Source organism: Endozoicomonas ascidiicola, assembly GCF_001646945.1.
Classification (GTDB): domain Bacteria; phylum Pseudomonadota; class Gammaproteobacteria; order Pseudomonadales; family Endozoicomonadaceae; genus Endozoicomonas; species Endozoicomonas ascidiicola.
In genome coordinates, this window is record NZ_LUTV01000006.1 from 221,241 (window position 1) to 236,989 (window position 15,749).

Sequence of the window (15,749 nt, forward strand, 5' to 3'; positions counted from 1 at the left end):
GTTAGAAATGCTATGGCAAAAGGTGAAGTATGAATGGTTGAATCTCTTTGAGGTCATGGACTTTAAGGCGTTTGAAGCAGAAGTCATACGAGTGTTTGAGCAGGTCGGTCAGGAATATATGATTTCATTTGGTTAACTACTTAACCCAAAAGACCTTGGCGTACAGATAATCGATTTTGGTGCTGCGGTTGAAGGCAAAACACAACGTCATTTCAGAACCTATGAAAGGGCACCGCTATATTTGCCGCCAGAGTTAGTAACAAACCCATATTCACGCCCCAGTATCACAGATATGGAAAAGGCTGACGTTTATTCACTGGGGGTTTTCATTGGTGAGACGTTTAGCAGTGGCGAACTTTTTACTCATGCCTGTGATGAACTTTGGACAGCCAGATCTTTACATCAAGCCCAATATATGATCACTGACCGTTTGACCCGCTTAAACATTAGACATCCAGAAATAGCCTCACTGGTGCGTGACATGGTAAACGCCAAGTCACAATCAAGACCCTCAATGCAGGCAGTCAATCAACGGTTGCAACGCATAATGGCTCAGGAGTCCCTTCCGCGTGAGGCTCGCTCTGCATTCAAACGCGAAGATTCAGGGTATGGCAGTGCAACAAGCACTCCTCTTTCAGAAAAAAAGAGCGAAAATACGAGCCCTGTTTCCAGCCATACAAGCACCAGAAACAACACATTGAATGCCATCTTTAAAGCTCTGGATGGTAAAGAGATTAAAACCTTCGATCATGCCATGACGGCGCTTGGGCTCGACTATAAAACAGCCTCAATTGACGCTGCCAAGAAAGCCTATAGAAAACAGGCGCTGCGCTATCATCCGGATAAGTTCCAACCCAATAACCTGGATGGGTTGAGTGGCCAGCTTGAAAAACTGGAAGTTCAAAGGCAAAAACAGCAGGCAGCCGATTTAATGTGCCTGCTAAAAAAGGCTCAAGAGAGGATAATCACAGATTTAAACCTCTGACCAGTGAGCTCAAATAGCCGGGTAACGTTTGAATGGATTGATACATAAGGGCTTGCATCAATCCATTCTAATTCGGCAGGGGCATACATTGCGCCTGAACAATGTTCACCCCATAGCCAATTACCATCATTTTCCAACTCCTGTCTATAATCACATCTGTCAACTTCGGTCATCCGAGTAGTGCAATTTAAGAGGATTCCGCTAATATAGCGCGCTTTTTTTGGTACAAGCGTCATCATCACCAGCACGTAAACTGAGAGAAAGCTCAGGAAAAACCGTGCAATGAAGCGTATGATTGACCCATTATCAAAATTCCTTTGAACATCGTTTAACACCGCCCTGTGACCTCTCTCCGGGATTTCAGGGCTGTCAGGCAAGGTTAGTAGTCAAATATGACGAGTTTCGTTTCTGGACAACGCTGGATTAGTGATACTGAGACCGAACAGGGGCTGGGCACGGTGCTCACCTTCGACAGTCGCATGGTCACCCTGCTGTTCCCCGCCACCGGGGAAACCCGGCTGTACTCCATTAACAATTGCCCGCTGACCCGCGTCGAATTCAACCCCGGAGATCGCGTCGAAAGCCACGAAGGCTGGACCATTCTGGTCGCTGAAGTAATCGAAAAAAATGGCCTGCTGACCTATTGCGGCACCCTGCCCGATGGCGAACCCTGTCAACTGCCAGAAGCAGAGCTGGGCAACCATATCCGCTTCAACAAACCTCAGGATCGCATGCTGGCGGGTCAAATTGATCAGAACAGCAACTTTACACTGCGCTACAAAACCCTGAACTACAACCACAGCTTGCGCAAATCACCACTGCGCGGTCTGGTAGGCCCAAGAACCAGTTTGATTCCTCACCAGCTGCATATCGCCCGTGAAGTCTCTCAGCGCCATGCGCCGCGGGTAATGCTGGCAGATGAAGTGGGCATGGGTAAAACCATTGAAGCCGGTTTGATTCTTCATCAGCTGTTAACCACTGGCCGTGCCAACCGCGTGCTGATTCTGTTACCAGAAAGTCTGGTGCACCAGTGGCTGGTAGAAATGCTTCGTCGTTTTAACCTGCGCTTCAGTGTTTTTGATGAAGAGCGCTGTCGTCAGGCGGATGATGAAAACCCATTCAATACAGAACAATTAATTATCACCAGTATTGGCTTTCTGAGTAATGACGACGAACGTCGTCAACAAGCGCTGGAAGCCGAATTTGATCTACTGATTGTCGATGAAGCCCATCACCTTATCTGGTCCGAAGAAGAAACCAACCCAGAGTACCAGTGTGTAGACACGCTGGCGCAACAGATTCCTGGTTTATTGTTGCTGACAGCAACCCCTGAGCAAATGGGCACTAAGAGCCACTTTGCTCACCTTCGCCTGCTGGATCCGGATCGCTTCCATGACCTTGCCGCTTTTGAAGCGGAAGAAAGTCGTTATGAGCCAGTGGCAGAAGCCGTTCAGGAATTATTGGATAATAATAATCAAACTCTGCCGGCACAGGCGAGAGATCATCTGATCAACTTTCTGGGCGATGACAGCAAGGCGCTAATTAACGTGCTGGAAACCGGTGAAGAAGATGCCCGCAATACCGCTCGCACACAATTACTTCGTCGTCTGTTAGATCGCCACGGCACCGGGCGTGTCATGTTCCGTAACACCCGTGCGGCCGTTGGTGGCTTTTCGGGTCGTGCGGTGCAGGGTTATCCACAACCGCTGCCAGAGCTTTATGAAATCGCCCTGGAAGAAGAAACATTTTACCGCCACAACCTCTACCCGGAACTGGCCTATCAGGCACAGATTCGCGTAGACGATATGGACCCGTGGTGGAAAGTCGACCCTCGTGTTGACTGGTTGATTAACCTGCTCAAACTGCTGAAAAAAGAAAAAGTGCTGGTTATCTGCGCCAACGCCAATACCGCGTTGGACTTGGAAAACGCCCTGCGCATATTGTCAGGCATTCCTGCGGCCGTTTTCCATGAGAATATGAGCATCATTGAGCGCGACCGAGCCGCAGCCTTCTTCGCGGAAGAAGAGCATGGTGCACAGGTTCTGGTGTGTTCCGAAATCGGCAGTGAAGGTCGTAACTTCCAGTTTGCCCACCATCTGGCACTGTTTGATTTACCAGAACATCCAGACCTGTTGGAACAGCGTATCGGTCGTCTGGACCGTATCGGTCAAACGGAAGCGATCAAAATCCATGTCCCTTACCTTCAGGGTACCGGTCAGGAAGTGTTGTTCCATTGGTACGACCGTGGCTTGAACGCCTTTGCGGATACCTGCCCTGCCGGCAGCATGGTGCAAATGCATTTAGGCGAAGAACTCACGCCTTATTTACAGCCCGGTAGCAAAAGTTCCGAAGCAGACATAGAAGCACTGTTAACTAAAGCTGCCGAGATGAATACCCAGCAGATGGAGCACCTGCATAAAGGCCGAGACCGTCTTCTGGAGTTGAACTCCCGAGGTTTGGCGTCCAGTGAAGATATGATCAATGATATCGAAGAACAGGAACAACCACGTCAGCTGAAACGCTTTATGGAAAAGCTGTTTGAAGGTTTCGGCGTTGAATCTGAAGACTACTCCAAACACTGCCTGGTGATTCGCCCGGGCAGCCATATGATTACCACCTACCCTGGCATCTACGAAGATGGCATGACGGTGACCTTTGACCGCGAGATGGCACTGTCCCGAGAAGATATGCACTTCCTCACCTGGGAACACCCGATTGTCACCGAAGGGATGGACATGGTGCTCACCAGTGAATTGGGTAACACCTCCGTCGCCCTGTTGAAAAACAAAGCACTCAAACCCGGCACCATGCTTCTGGAAGCCATTTACGTGGTGGAAACCAGCGCAGACAGAACCCTGCAGCTGGACCGTTATCTGCCAGCGACCCCCATACGCTGCCTGATTGACCCGGCGCACAACAACTTGTCCGAGAAAGTGGCATTCGATACGTTGAATGCTCAGCTTCAGCCCCTCAAGCGTGGCGTTGCCAAAAAGCTGGTTAACGCCCAGCGGGCACCATTCCTGACCATGATTGAAAAGGCCGAGGCTTGTGCCAAAGAGCAAGTTCAACCCATTGTCAGCACGGCTTGTCAAAATCTGCTTACGGATGTCACTGAAGAGATTAAGCGACTGGCAGCGCTGAAAGTGGTCAATCCGAACGTGCGAAGTGAAGAGATAGAGTATCTGAAAAATCGTGCAGCACTTGGCCATCAGGCTCTGCAAAAAGCCGTTCTACGTCTTGATGCTCTTCGCATCATGATTGCAGGATAAGGCTCAACGCCAACAGCCCCTTGCATTGCTTTTTTCTAAAGAAGAAAAGCAATGTAAGCACTTTACGAATGGTTGTACTGATTACCATCAACGACACCTATCAATATGGTTATTTCAAGACGCCAGAAAGAATCCAGCGCAGTGCTCGTGAGATCAGGTGGACATTCTGGTTACCCTGAGAAGCCATATTCCTGAAAGAAAATGCGATTATGCATCTGAGTGTTTGATTACCCGCCCAACGGGCACACAGTTTTGGGACTCATCTCAGAACAGGGAGATGGGGTGGTGCTTTCACTATTGACGCTCTAAACCTTTCAGGAAAAATTGATCGTCACAACAAACGCGGTTTCTAGAGGCTATCGAAACAGTCCTGGTTCCCATTCCTTGCGTGGGAGCCGGAAACCTTGATGTTTGGGGTATGCATTCCCACGCGGAGCGAGGTTGTCGCAAAACCCCATACTTCTCGTTCCCATGCTCCGCGTGGGAATGCATACCTCTTAATTTTCAAAGAGATAGATGTATGGGTTCCCACGCAAAGCATGGGAACCAGAGCTATAAACGCGGAATGTAAAAAAACCCTGGCTCAGTTAACCAAGCCAGGGTTCCTCGTTTAAGCTCTTTCCATACGCAGCAGAATTTCTTCTTTTGCCTGTAAACGGTCAAGCTCACGCTGATCTTCCTCTCTCTGGCGCATTAACTCATTAAACTCAATACGAGCCTGTTGAGCCAGAACAGAGGCAGCGTCTTTCTTCTCCTTAGCATCAACAATATTCTGGTTGAGACGTTCAAACTCTTCCATCATATGCGGTGGCGCTTCACCCAGCTCTGAACCGGTAGCACCGCGAGCCATGGCTTCCATGCGAATCTGTTTTTTCAGAGCAGCCAGTTCATCATGAGCCTCACGATCCGCACAGACAGCTTCTGTCGCTTGATCCCGAAGTTGTTCGAAGCGTGCCAAGGCAGAACCTTCCAGACTCCATGGATCCACCTCTGGCAGATCGTCAATGTTAATGTTAATCGTGGGTTCTGAGTAACCTTCCTGACGGGAGATATCCAGCATGGTTGCTTTCACCGCTGAAATCATCAGCATGACCGCAATCACCAACAATGGTAAACCACCCACAATCGCCGCTGTCTGCAAGGTCGCCAGGCCGCCCATGAACATCAGCACCGATGGCATAACCGACAACACAAATGCCCAGAACAGACGGTTCCAGCGCATTGGATCATCCGTCACATTATTTTGCACCACAGACGCCAGTATAAATGAGATGGAGTCAAAAGTGGTCGCGGTAAAAATGATACACAGCAAAGTAAACAACGCGATCACGACAGTGCTAAACGGCAACTGTTCAAGAATACTGAAGATGGCTTTGGTTGCACCTTCGGCGTTCAGGATAGCGACAACATCTAATTGACCCGACAGCTGGAGAGAAAGTCCGTAGTTACCCAGTACCATAAAGTACATGGCACAACCGAAAGAGCCACAGAAGACTGCACCAGAGACCATTTGTTTAATGGTTCGCCCTTTGGAAATACGAGCCACAAACAAGCCCATGCTAGGTGCGAATACCAGCCACCAAGCCCAGTAGAAGATCGTCCAATCCTGAGGGAAGTGAGTGTCTTCAAAAGAACCGTAACCACCAAAAGGTTCGGCCCAGGTCGCCATAATGAAGAAGTTACTCATCATTCGGCCAATGGAGTCCAACCCGGTTTCCACCATAAACAACGTTGGGCCACAGACAAAGATAAACGCCAGTAGTCCGATAGCTCCCCAGAAATTGATATTACTAAGCACTTTAATTCCGCCATCCATCCCTTTGTAAGAAGAATAAGCGAACAATGCCGTACAAACCGCCAGCACACCAATCTGGGTGGTATTGGTAGAAGGAATACCGGTGAGATAAGTTAAACCTTGGTTAATCAGCGGTGCTGCGAGACCCAGCGTGGTCGCTGCACCACCGAGCAAGCCAAAGATAAACAGAACATCAATGATTTTGCCAATGGGACCATTACTGCGCGCTTCACCCAATACTGGCATCAAAGCCGCTGACACTTTTAACGCTGGGTTTTTGCGCACATGGAAGAAATAGGCAATAGGCAACGCTGGAATCATATAAATACACCAGGCGACTGGCCCCCAGTGGAAAATTCCGTAAGTAGCCGCCCATCGAACCGCTTCTTCACTACCCGGTTCTAACTGGAATGGTGGCGCCTGATAATAATAAGCCCACTCAATGCTGCCCCAATAAAGAATGCTGGCCCCAATACCACCACAGAACAGCATGGCAGCCCAGGAAGCGGTGGAATACTCCGGCTTCTCATCAGCATCCCCCAGTTTGATCTGACCAATATCTGAAAACACGACATAAGTCATAAAAAGAACAGCGGCCAGCCCCAGCGCAAGATAAAGAACCCCAAGGCTGTCGGTCATAAAGGTTTTAGCAATGGCAATCCAGTGAGCCCCCTCTTCTGGAAACACTGCCAGCGGTATAACCACTGAGGTTAATAAAATCAGCGCACCAAAAAAGGTAGGCTTATCGATAAGCTTAAAATGCTCTTCCATTGTTTAGGTCTTCAACTGCGGGCAACCATCGCGGCTGCAAAACATAGTTATGATGTGTATATTTGTGGATGGTAAACTGCTTAAAACATCCCGATAAAGGTGGGTAATGTGCTCTCAGAGTCACTCCGTGAATACATATTACATTGGAAAAATCCATATTATTATAAGTAGAAACCACTATTACCTATCCGAGATAAACCTATATTTCGTATATTATTAAAAGCCCGTCGTGACTATATCAGTCCAAACTAAAGGGCTGACTGACGTCGCCAGCCCAGCAGATTACTTATAAAAATCCTTCTCACCTTCCGGCCGACTTTTGAAACGGCGATGCAGCCACATATATTGTTCCGGATGTTCTCGTATACGAGCCTCAATAAACTGGTTAACGACTAACGCATCCTCATAATCATCACCAGATGGAATGGTCTCTAAAGGCGGGTAAACACGGAATTCGTAGCCCGGGTTATCTGACAGTCGAGTGACCACCAAAGGCACCACTTTGGCTTTTCCTGCCTTGGCTAACCTTGAGGTACTGGTGATCGTCGTTGCCGGAATATTAAAGAAAGGCACGAAAATGCCATGCCTTGCACCATAATCCTGATCCGGTGAAAACCAGACGATTCGTCCATTGCGTAAAGATCGCATCGTCCCGCGCATATCCCGACGATGAAGTAATTGACTGCCTGGATCAAAACGGTGCCGCATGCTGCGCTGAATGTACTCAAACACCGGATTCTTATGCTCTCTATAGGACGCATCCACACTGTGACGCAGTGTCACCATACGTCCTGCCAATTCTATGGTGGTAAAATGCATCACCATTAAAATAGTGCCTGACTCAGAGTTAAGATGTTCTAAACCTTTATAGTGAACCAGTTTCTCAAGACGGGATGTTGGCCACCACCAGGCCATGGTGATTTCCATAATCCCAACACCAACTGACTCGAAATTCTTTTTCAGTAACTGCTTACGCTCCCGATTATTGAGCTCGGGAAAACATTTCTCCAAATTGACTCGAGTGACATGAACCCGATCATCGGCCAGATAATAAGAAGCTTGCCCCAGTACCTTACCAATGGCAACGATCCAGGAATAAGGAAGCAATGAGGGTATCCAGGTAAGACCGACACCCAGCCAGGTTAGCCAATACCTGGGATGAAGGTACGCCCATAGAAATACATCATCTGCACGGGCGTCTTTGGGAGAATCACTCTTTGAGTTTAAATCGGAATTTTGCGTCATATTGCTTGATTCAACACTTGTATCTAATCGATGAGTTCTCTAGGCTACTTCTATTGATGCAAACAAATTTACAGCCGGAATTGCTGTCTTCTTATTTGCTGTTTGCTGCTAACCAGAGTCGTACATTATGACCCTTAAACTGCATACTGGTTCTACCACTGCAGCCTTCAAGATGACAGGCAGTATTTATACACTGACCACACTTGAATTGCATACAACCAACCCAGCAGATATTACCACTCAACTGGAAACCATGACGCGTAAAGCGCCCAATTTTTTCCAGCAGACACCCGTTATTATCGCACTGGAAAGCCTAACCGCTGAACTAACCACTGAACAGTCAACCATTGATTTATTTAAGCTGCGTCATAGCTTACAACAGTTTGGCCTTTATTTGATTGCTGTTAGAGGCGGACAGGAAAAGGATCGACAGGCTGCCATGCTGGCCGGAATCCCCTGGCTTCCATCCCCAAAACAGCAGGACAAATCATCTCATCAAGATGAAAAGACAGATTCCAATGTCGTTATGATGCAGTCTCAGACAACATCTCAGACAACATCTCAGGCAGCAAAGTGCCAAAATGACACAGTACAACAAGTCGCCGATAAGAAAACGACACTGATCGAACAACCAGTACGTTCCGGGCAACAGATCTACGCTGAAGGCGATTTAGTCATCACCAGTCCTGTTAGCTCTGGGGCTGAATTATTGGCCGGCGGCAATATACACGTCTATGGTCCATTACGCGGACGCGCTCTGGCGGGTGTTAACGGCAATTCCGAAGCCCGTATTTTTTGCCTTCAATTTGAAGCAGAACTGATTTCGATTAACGGCCAGTACAAGATACTATCGGCAAGCTCAGATACTGATAACCTGTGGGGTAGCAGCGTTATTGTTGCTCTTAACAACCAAAGCTTGCACATAAAGAAGCTTTGAGAAATACTGAACAAAAGTTCAGCTATACCCAAAGTATTTCAAGTTGCCACGCGGCGGCAAGTAAGCGAACTCCGTGATCCTATAATAAGTAGGTGATCGGGGTGAGAGAACGCTGCCAATAAAGTGGTAAGTTGAAAGGCGATGGGTATATTCGATTTTCTATCGCAGGATTCCACATTGGCTCGCATAATTGTAGTGACTTCTGGAAAAGGTGGTGTTGGTAAAACCACAACCAGTGCTTCCATTGCAACCGGATTAGCCCTGAAAGGCCACAGAACCGTTGTTATTGATTTTGACGTTGGTCTTCGAAACCTTGACCTTCTTATGGGCTGTGAGCGTCGTGTTGTATACGACTTTGTCAATGTAATAAATGGTGAAGCCGAACTTCATCAGGCACTCATCCGAGATAAGCGCACGGAAAACCTGTCAATCCTTCCTGCCTCCCAAACACGGGATAAAGAAGCCCTGACTTTTGAAGGCGTCGAAAAGGTTCTGAATCTGCTGGCGAAAGATTTTGAATTTATTGTCTGCGATTCGCCCGCCGGGATTGAACACGGTGCCTTAATGGCGCTGTATTTTGCTGACGAAGCGATTATCACGACAAACCCTGAAGTATCCTCTGTCAGAGACTCTGATCGCATTCTGGGGATTTTACAGAGCAAATCCCGCCGTGCTAAAGAGAATCTTGAGCCGGTCAAAGAACACCTGCTGGTCACCCGCTATAATCCAGAGCGGGTCACTAAAGGTGAGATGCTGAACATCACCGACGTTGAAGAGATTCTGGCCATCCCTTTGATTGGTGTTATTCCGGAATCAAGCTCCGTGCTAAAAGCATCAAATCAGGGCGTGCCAGTCATCTGCAATGACGAGACGGATGCCGGCCAAGCTTACAGTGATGTTGTTTCACGTTTTTTAGGAGAGAATCTCCCTCACCGCTTCCTCGAAGCGAATAGAAAAGGATTTCTGCAACGTATGTTCGGAGGGATTGGATGAGCCTTATGCAGTTATTTCGTACACGTAAAGAAGACAACAGCGCTGCCATTGCCAAAGAGCGACTAAGAATCATTGTCGCCCATGAACGGGGCAGCCGGAACGGCCGTGACTTTCTTCCAGACATGGAACGGGATATTCTGGAAGTGATTCGCAAGTATGTAGAAGTACAGCAGGAATGCATCGACATTAAGCTGGACTCCCAGGATGACTGTTCCATTTTAGAAGTGAATGTACAGCTGCCGAATTGAGGGCAGCTGTCGTTAACTCTCATTGACCAGAAGCGGACACCTTCACATCCAATCGCTTTACAGCTGTCCCAAAATTCCCAAGCTGGTACACAGCCATTTCTTCAATTCCAAACTCAAAATCCTGAAACGCTTCTGCTTCAATCCTCTCCAGAAATTCAATAGGGGCAAGGCCAATGGTCAAATGTGGATTGAAATACTCACCAGCTTGATCGGCAATATAGTTTTGAACATACTGCGTAATCAGTGGTTCGAATGACATACCGGTGTCGTTTTTAGCAAACGCTACTTCACTGCCGCCGAATTGAATAAATGGGTAAACTGCGGCAATCACAGCCTGTTGCAATAATTGGAGCGAATCGACTGGTTTTATCACGATGCCAGCAAGGCCTTTTTCCGCCATCGCCATATGATAAAGCCCTGAGGCCATAAGCTTCAGATGCTGGTTATTAACCGCTGATCTTACTTGCTCTATGGCCACCAGAACTGCAGGCAAGTCATACTCATCAATATAAAGCTGAACCAATGTGATATGCGGAGCGTGCTTCTCATCCAACAGGAACCCATCAGGGCTTTGTTCATGAAGCAATGCATTCCACTGCTTTGCCCTTGCCTCCATCGAGGAATCCGGTTTTAACAGCACATCAATAGCGATCAAATGATCCGGGTGTTCTGCTAACGCTATAGACACCGTAAAGCACAAAATTATCACTGCTATGCTGCCAGAGCGTATGCTGCCAGAATGTTTCCAAGGCATTTACGGCGCCTCCCACAACATTGATTAACAAGCCACAGAGGCTTGTAGTAAGATCACAACACAACATGCAGGATAGCCTAATGAGCACAGAATATTTTAATCAGGATCTTATCCAGTTCCTGAACGATTCACCAACGCCTTATCACGCTGTCGCCACGATGATGCACCGACTTCAGAAGGCGGGCTATGAATCACTTGATGAGTCTGAAACATGGACTCTGAAGACGGGCGGAAAGTACGTCGTTACCCGTAATGATTCATCCATCATCGCTTTTGTTCTGGGAAACACAGATCAAGGGGTCCGCATGGTGGGTGCACATACAGACTCCCCTTGTCTGAAAGTAAAACCACATCCGGAACTGAACAAACACAGCTACTTCCAACTGGGTGTCGAAGTATACGGCGGCGTGCTGTTAAATCCGTGGTATGACCGCGATCTTTCCATTGCAGGCCGGGTTCAATACATCAACAGCAAACAAGAGCTTTGCCAGCAGCTGATTAATTTTGAAAAACCGGTAGCCGTGATTCCAAGCCTTGCGATCCATCTGGATCGAGAAGCCAATAATGGTCGTGCTGTTAATCCACAGACCGACATCCCCCCTATTCTTTTTCAGTTAGGCGACGATGAAAAAGCCGACTTCCGTGAACTATTAAAAGAGGAGTTGGCTCGTCAAGGGCACACAGATTGTGAGTCGGTGATGGAATACGACCTGTCTTTCTATGACACTCAGAGCGCAGCCGTCATCGGCCTGAAAAATGATTTTATTGCCAGTGCCCGTCTGGACAATCTGTTGAGCTGCTACGTCGGCCTTGAGGCTCTGTTGAACAGCCAACCGTCTGACGTCACCGCCCTTTTGGTCTGTAACGACCACGAAGAAGTGGGCAGCGTTTCCACGACGGGTGCCCAAGGTCCTTTCCTGAAAAGCGTACTGGAAAGAATCTATGGCAACGGTGAACCATTGACCCGGGCAATGAGTAAATCCATGCTCATCTCCACAGACAACGCCCACGGGATTCATCCAAACTACGCCAGCAAGCACGATGAACACCACGCCCCTGTTCTGAACAAAGGCGCAGTCATTAAAGTCAACGCTAACCAGCGTTATGCAACGAACGATGAAACCGCTGCCGTCTATCGGCTGCTTTGCCAACAAACGGGTAACCAGGTGCAGCACTTTGTTACCCGTTCTGATATGGCTTGCGGCAGCACTATTGGACCATTGACTGCCGGCGTATTGGGTGTTCGCACCCTCGATTTGGGACTGCCTACCTTTGGCATGCACTCAATCCGCGAACTGGCAGGCACTCGAGACGCCTACGAGCTAAGCAAAACATTGACTGAGTTTTTTGGCCTCAAACAGCACGCCTTCTCAAAAATTTGATGCTTTATCCAGAAACCTGTCGGATTTAACGAGAAAATCTCCGACAGGTTTCTGGCAAATTATGTAAATATGACCTGCTGGAATACATCTATTCACTTTCGTTTTAACTCAATACTTTAAACCTTCCTATATTCCTGAGTCCTCATATAAATGCGGGTTTCCTCAGGACATGATTCCTCAAAGAAGCATTAAGTATCTTTGCATCCACCTGCTGGTTCTGTGTTTTTTCCAAAACTCTGCACAGGCTTTTTTGTCGGCGGGTTCACAAATTCCCCTGCGATACAGTTATGACGCCCTTGATGAAGAGGAGTTTGACTACATCATCGTTGGTGCCGGCAGCGCTGGTAGCGTTATAGCCAGACGCCTTGCCCAGCATAAAGATTTTAAAATTCTGTTGCTGGAAGCGGGTAAACAGCCTCCGTTCAGAAGTTGGATACCCGCCGCTGCAGCCACTCTGCAAAAAACAGACCATGACTGGGGTTATCAAACAGAACCTCAAACACACTCTCACTTTGGATTTAAACAACAGCGGTCTTTCTGGCCCCGGGGAAAAATGCTGGGAGGATCATCAGGCCTGAATTATATGCTCTATGTTCGCGGGCATCGCGCCGATTTTGACCGCTGGTCACAATGTAATGGCTGCGAAGATTGGGCCTATGGCAATGTGCTCCAGTGGTTTTTAACGTCTGAGAAAAATCAGGATGAACTGTTGGCAAACAGTCCCTTTCATAACACCTCAGGCGAGATGACGGTCTCCCTGCCCGGTCAGCACAAACCCATACCCGAGGCTTTTATCAAAGCCTGTCAGGAAGCATCTTACCTTCATCTTCCAGATTACAATGGCGCATTGATGAATAATGGCTGTGGACTTGCTCAGGCTCATATTAATAATGGCTGGCGGGAAAGCACCAAATCAGCTTTCCTTGATAAGGCGGTGCTCTCGCCCCATGTAAAATTGATCACCAACGCTTACGCCAAACAGATTATCTTTAGTTCAGACGACTTAGAGAATAAGCGCCCGCGAGCCAAAGGGGTCATCTATTCACGGGAAAACATCCAAAGTAAGGTGTACGCGCGAAACGAAGTGATTGTTTCCGCAGGTGCCATTGAGTCCCCCAAACTTCTTATGCTCAGCGGCATCGGACCTTCAGACCACCTTAAGGCCATGGGCATTCCTGTGGTAAAAGATCTGCCTGTGGGCAATAATCTGCAGGATCATCTCATGGTACCCATTCCCTATTCTGTTAACCAGCCAACGCTGTCAGAAAGGGACGATAACTGGCTATCGATCTTTAACTTTCTAATCGGAAGCGATAAACATCTGCAAACGAATCTTGCCGAAGCGATAGGCTTTTTTCATACCGCAGAAAAGCCCCCTGAAAGCGCCCCTGATATCTATGCATTTATGGTTGCCACCAGCGGCACATCTAAAGACTTTATCAATTTCAATACCGACCCAGAAAAACTACCACTGTTAAAAGGCATCAGCAAAGCAGAACAAAAGCAGGGCATACTTAGAAACTACGTTTACTTGCTGCCTTCATTAGCACACCCAAAAAGTAGAGGTACCCTCCGGCTCAACCCGGCAAACCCTGAAGGCAAACCGCTGATCGACCCTAACTATCTTTCAAACCCCAATGATCTCGAATGTCTATTGAAAGGCGTTCGTATTATTGAAACCATCGCTGAGACTCAAGCATGGCGATCTATTGATGGTAAACCCGAAGTCTCTCAAGTGAGTAGTGTTTGCAAACAGCACGTTTCAGGGAGTGATGATTTCTGGCGATGTTTCATACAGCACTTTGCCATGACCAGTTACCACCCCGCTGGCACCTGTGCAATGGGCTCAGAAGATGAGAGTACCACCGTCGTACTGCCAAATTTAAAGGTGAAGGGTATCGAGGGTTTGCGGGTAGTTGACGCTTCTATTATGCCTTACATTACCTCAGGCAGTATTCAGGCGCCGGTTATTATGATTGCTGAATTTGGTGCACACCTCATTTTCGATGAACACCAGAAACACCTGCCATGATGTCGGATCTCAAAGCGGCTTGATTAACGCCCGAGTAAATGAAAATCTGAAATCACTCAATTTCAAAACAAGGCGGATTCGGCGTTTATTTACGTCAGGAAACGCCCCCTCCCTGGCTGAAAACTGATCCAATTGCCCAACAGAAATATGAGCAGCATTTTGAAATGAAAACTGGTATGACTTCCCCTGCCAGTGTTGAATAATCATCAACTGCTTTCTCAAAAAGCCGGGTAGCACAACGCTGGTAAAATAAAGATTCTGAAAGAGGTACCAGGGAAACTGCTCATTTAAAGAAAATTTCATCTCCGCAATAGGCGTGCCATCCATTCCGGTTACATGTGTGATTTCTGTATGGTGTTTTCGATCAGTCACAAAAAGTGCCTGTTCTTTGGGTATACCCCAGTTATTTTGGCCATTCACCACACTGGTCATGGTAGAGACATAAATTTTGGTAATACTGGAGAAATCACCCTCAGGAAATGCACATTTACCCGGAGAAAAGAGTATCTCGTCGTAGGCTCCCACTGGGGAACCACGATAGTGCACCAGCATAAACAGGCCTAAATAATCCACTATAGTCGGCCATGTTGCTTGCGTGGGCAAAAAACCATCCTGTCGCTCAATCGTGTCATTGGAATCCATTATGACAACCCAGGCATCTCCCTGAAGCACCCATGACGCTGGATAAAACTCCGTCCCACCAAGAGCCTGAGAACAAACTACAAACATCAACAAATAAGCGTACTGCGAACACATTAAGAAATACGGTGTCAATTTAGATACCTCACAACACACAAAAGTGAGTTTTTAGAGTAATTGAAAAACGCCCTTTTCGCCCTGTGAACACCCGTGTTACACATACTTTCAAACAGCTACGCAAAGTCATGTCATAAGTACAATTTCAGACTGCATATTTCCGGCCGATGTTGCTAACCTGTTTATAAAGCAAATCAAATAGTACAGGCACTTTACGGCATGAAAGTTCAGCAAAAAAATTCACGTACACAACAACCCGCTCCCCGTGGTCAAAATCCGTTTTCAATTCATCAAAGCACAATTACTTCGGTAAGACCTTTGCTGAAAGCATCCACGACTCTGCCTGCTACCCGCTCATTTGATGAAACTGGCGGTTACATCAAAGGGTACAACTGAGTACCCCGCTCAGCCTTAAGTAGGTAATACTTTGTAATCGGATATTTTGTTCATTTGACCAGGAAATAGTTCAAACCTTTGGTAGCCAAGCCTTAAGTCAGTGGAATCGCAAGATTTATGCTCCGAAAAATAGTCGAAAGCAAACTATCACCTACTTATAGATGGTAAAGTGCCTTATCCGGGAGA

General features: G+C 47.5%; 10 protein-coding genes and 1 pseudogene. 7 read left to right on the plus strand and 4 right to left on the minus strand.

Going from position 1 to position 15,749, the window contains the following annotated elements; genetic code table 11:
* Nucleotides 1-160: 160 nt before the first annotated feature.
* Nucleotides 161-985: pseudogene (locus AKL11_RS26050) on the plus strand (protein kinase domain-containing protein); the annotation flags it as partial.
* 392 nt (nt 986-1,377) lie between these two features.
* Nucleotides 1,378-4,254: an RNA polymerase-associated protein RapA gene (rapA, locus tag AKL11_RS17950; protein ID WP_067520071.1), complete on the plus strand. Its 2,877-nt coding sequence runs from the start codon at nt 1,378-1,380 to the stop codon at nt 4,252-4,254.
* 610 nt (nt 4,255-4,864) lie between these two features.
* Here the strand turns inward: rapA and AKL11_RS17960 are convergent.
* Both AKL11_RS17960 and lpxL read right to left on the minus strand, forming a co-directional pair.
* The gene (locus AKL11_RS17960; RefSeq protein WP_067520075.1) at nt 4,865-6,820 is read right to left on the minus strand and encodes a BCCT family transporter; all 1,956 of its coding nucleotides are present in this window, start codon (nt 6,818-6,820) and stop codon (nt 4,865-4,867) included.
* Between the two features lie 282 nt (nt 6,821-7,102).
* On the minus strand, nt 7,103-8,065 hold the full coding sequence (gene lpxL, locus AKL11_RS17965; protein ID WP_095210496.1) for an LpxL/LpxP family Kdo(2)-lipid IV(A) lauroyl/palmitoleoyl acyltransferase: 963 nt from the start codon (nt 8,063-8,065) through the stop codon (nt 7,103-7,105).
* Nucleotides 8,066-8,192: 127 nt separating this feature from the next.
* Here lpxL and minC point away from each other — a divergent pair, with 127 nt between their 5' ends.
* From minC to minE, 3 genes are all read left to right on the plus strand, one after another.
* Nucleotides 8,193-9,002 (plus strand): septum site-determining protein MinC, encoded by an 810-nt coding sequence (gene minC, locus AKL11_RS17970; RefSeq protein ID WP_067520077.1) that lies wholly within the window; start codon nt 8,193-8,195, stop codon nt 9,000-9,002.
* Nucleotides 9,003-9,179: 177 nt separating this feature from the next.
* Nucleotides 9,180-9,995, plus strand: a complete 816-nt coding sequence (gene minD, locus AKL11_RS17975) for a septum site-determining protein MinD (RefSeq protein ID WP_067520563.1) — start codon at nt 9,180-9,182, stop codon at nt 9,993-9,995.
* A gap of 5 nt (nt 9,996-10,000) precedes the next feature.
* Nucleotides 10,001-10,243 carry a cell division topological specificity factor MinE gene (minE, locus tag AKL11_RS17980; RefSeq protein WP_425387601.1) on the plus strand — a complete coding sequence of 81 codons (243 nt, stop codon included), beginning with the start codon at nt 10,001-10,003 and terminating at the stop codon, nt 10,241-10,243.
* A 19-nt stretch (nt 10,244-10,262) separates the two neighbouring features.
* On the opposite strand, the gene AKL11_RS17985 is transcribed toward minE, so the two are convergent.
* On the minus strand, nt 10,263-10,997 hold the full coding sequence (locus AKL11_RS17985) for a 2'-5' RNA ligase family protein (RefSeq protein ID WP_095210497.1): 735 nt from the start codon (nt 10,995-10,997) through the stop codon (nt 10,263-10,265).
* An 80-nt stretch (nt 10,998-11,077) separates the two neighbouring features.
* Between AKL11_RS17985 and AKL11_RS17990 the strand changes: the two genes are divergently transcribed.
* Both AKL11_RS17990 and AKL11_RS17995 read left to right on the plus strand, forming a co-directional pair.
* Complete coding sequence (locus AKL11_RS17990; RefSeq protein WP_067520080.1) at nt 11,078-12,379, plus strand: M18 family aminopeptidase; 1,302 nt, start codon at nt 11,078-11,080, stop codon at nt 12,377-12,379.
* 169 nt (nt 12,380-12,548) lie between these two features.
* Nucleotides 12,549-14,411 carry a GMC family oxidoreductase gene (locus AKL11_RS17995; protein ID WP_067520081.1) on the plus strand — a complete coding sequence of 621 codons (1,863 nt, stop codon included), beginning with the start codon at nt 12,549-12,551 and terminating at the stop codon, nt 14,409-14,411.
* 9 nt (nt 14,412-14,420) lie between these two features.
* Here the strand turns inward: AKL11_RS17995 and AKL11_RS18000 are convergent, their stop codons facing one another.
* Nucleotides 14,421-15,053 (minus strand): hypothetical protein, encoded by a 633-nt coding sequence (locus AKL11_RS18000; RefSeq protein WP_067520085.1) that lies wholly within the window; start codon nt 15,051-15,053, stop codon nt 14,421-14,423.
* Between the last annotated feature and the right edge of the window lie 696 nt (nt 15,054-15,749).

Excerpts from the sequence above, each read along its gene's own strand:
- rapA (WP_067520071.1), top strand. The coding sequence starts at position 1,378 with ATGACGAGTTTCGTTTCTGGACAACGCTGGATTAGTGATACTGAGACC.
- AKL11_RS17960 (WP_067520075.1), bottom strand. The coding sequence starts at position 6,820 with ATGGAAGAGCATTTTAAGCTTATCGATAAGCCTACCTTTTTTGGTGCG.
- lpxL (WP_095210496.1), bottom strand. The coding sequence starts at position 8,065 with ATGACGCAAAATTCCGATTTAAACTCAAAGAGTGATTCTCCCAAAGAC.
- minC (WP_067520077.1), top strand. The coding sequence starts at position 8,193 with ATGACCCTTAAACTGCATACTGGTTCTACCACTGCAGCCTTCAAGATG.
- minE (WP_425387601.1), top strand. The coding sequence starts at position 10,001 with ATGCAGTTATTTCGTACACGTAAAGAAGACAACAGCGCTGCCATTGCC.
- AKL11_RS17985 (WP_095210497.1), bottom strand. The coding sequence starts at position 10,997 with ATGCCTTGGAAACATTCTGGCAGCATACGCTCTGGCAGCATAGCAGTG.
- AKL11_RS17990 (WP_067520080.1), top strand. The coding sequence starts at position 11,078 with ATGAGCACAGAATATTTTAATCAGGATCTTATCCAGTTCCTGAACGAT.
- AKL11_RS17995 (WP_067520081.1), top strand. The coding sequence starts at position 12,549 with ATGATTCCTCAAAGAAGCATTAAGTATCTTTGCATCCACCTGCTGGTT.
- AKL11_RS18000 (WP_067520085.1), bottom strand. The coding sequence starts at position 15,053 with ATGGATTCCAATGACACGATTGAGCGACAGGATGGTTTTTTGCCCACG.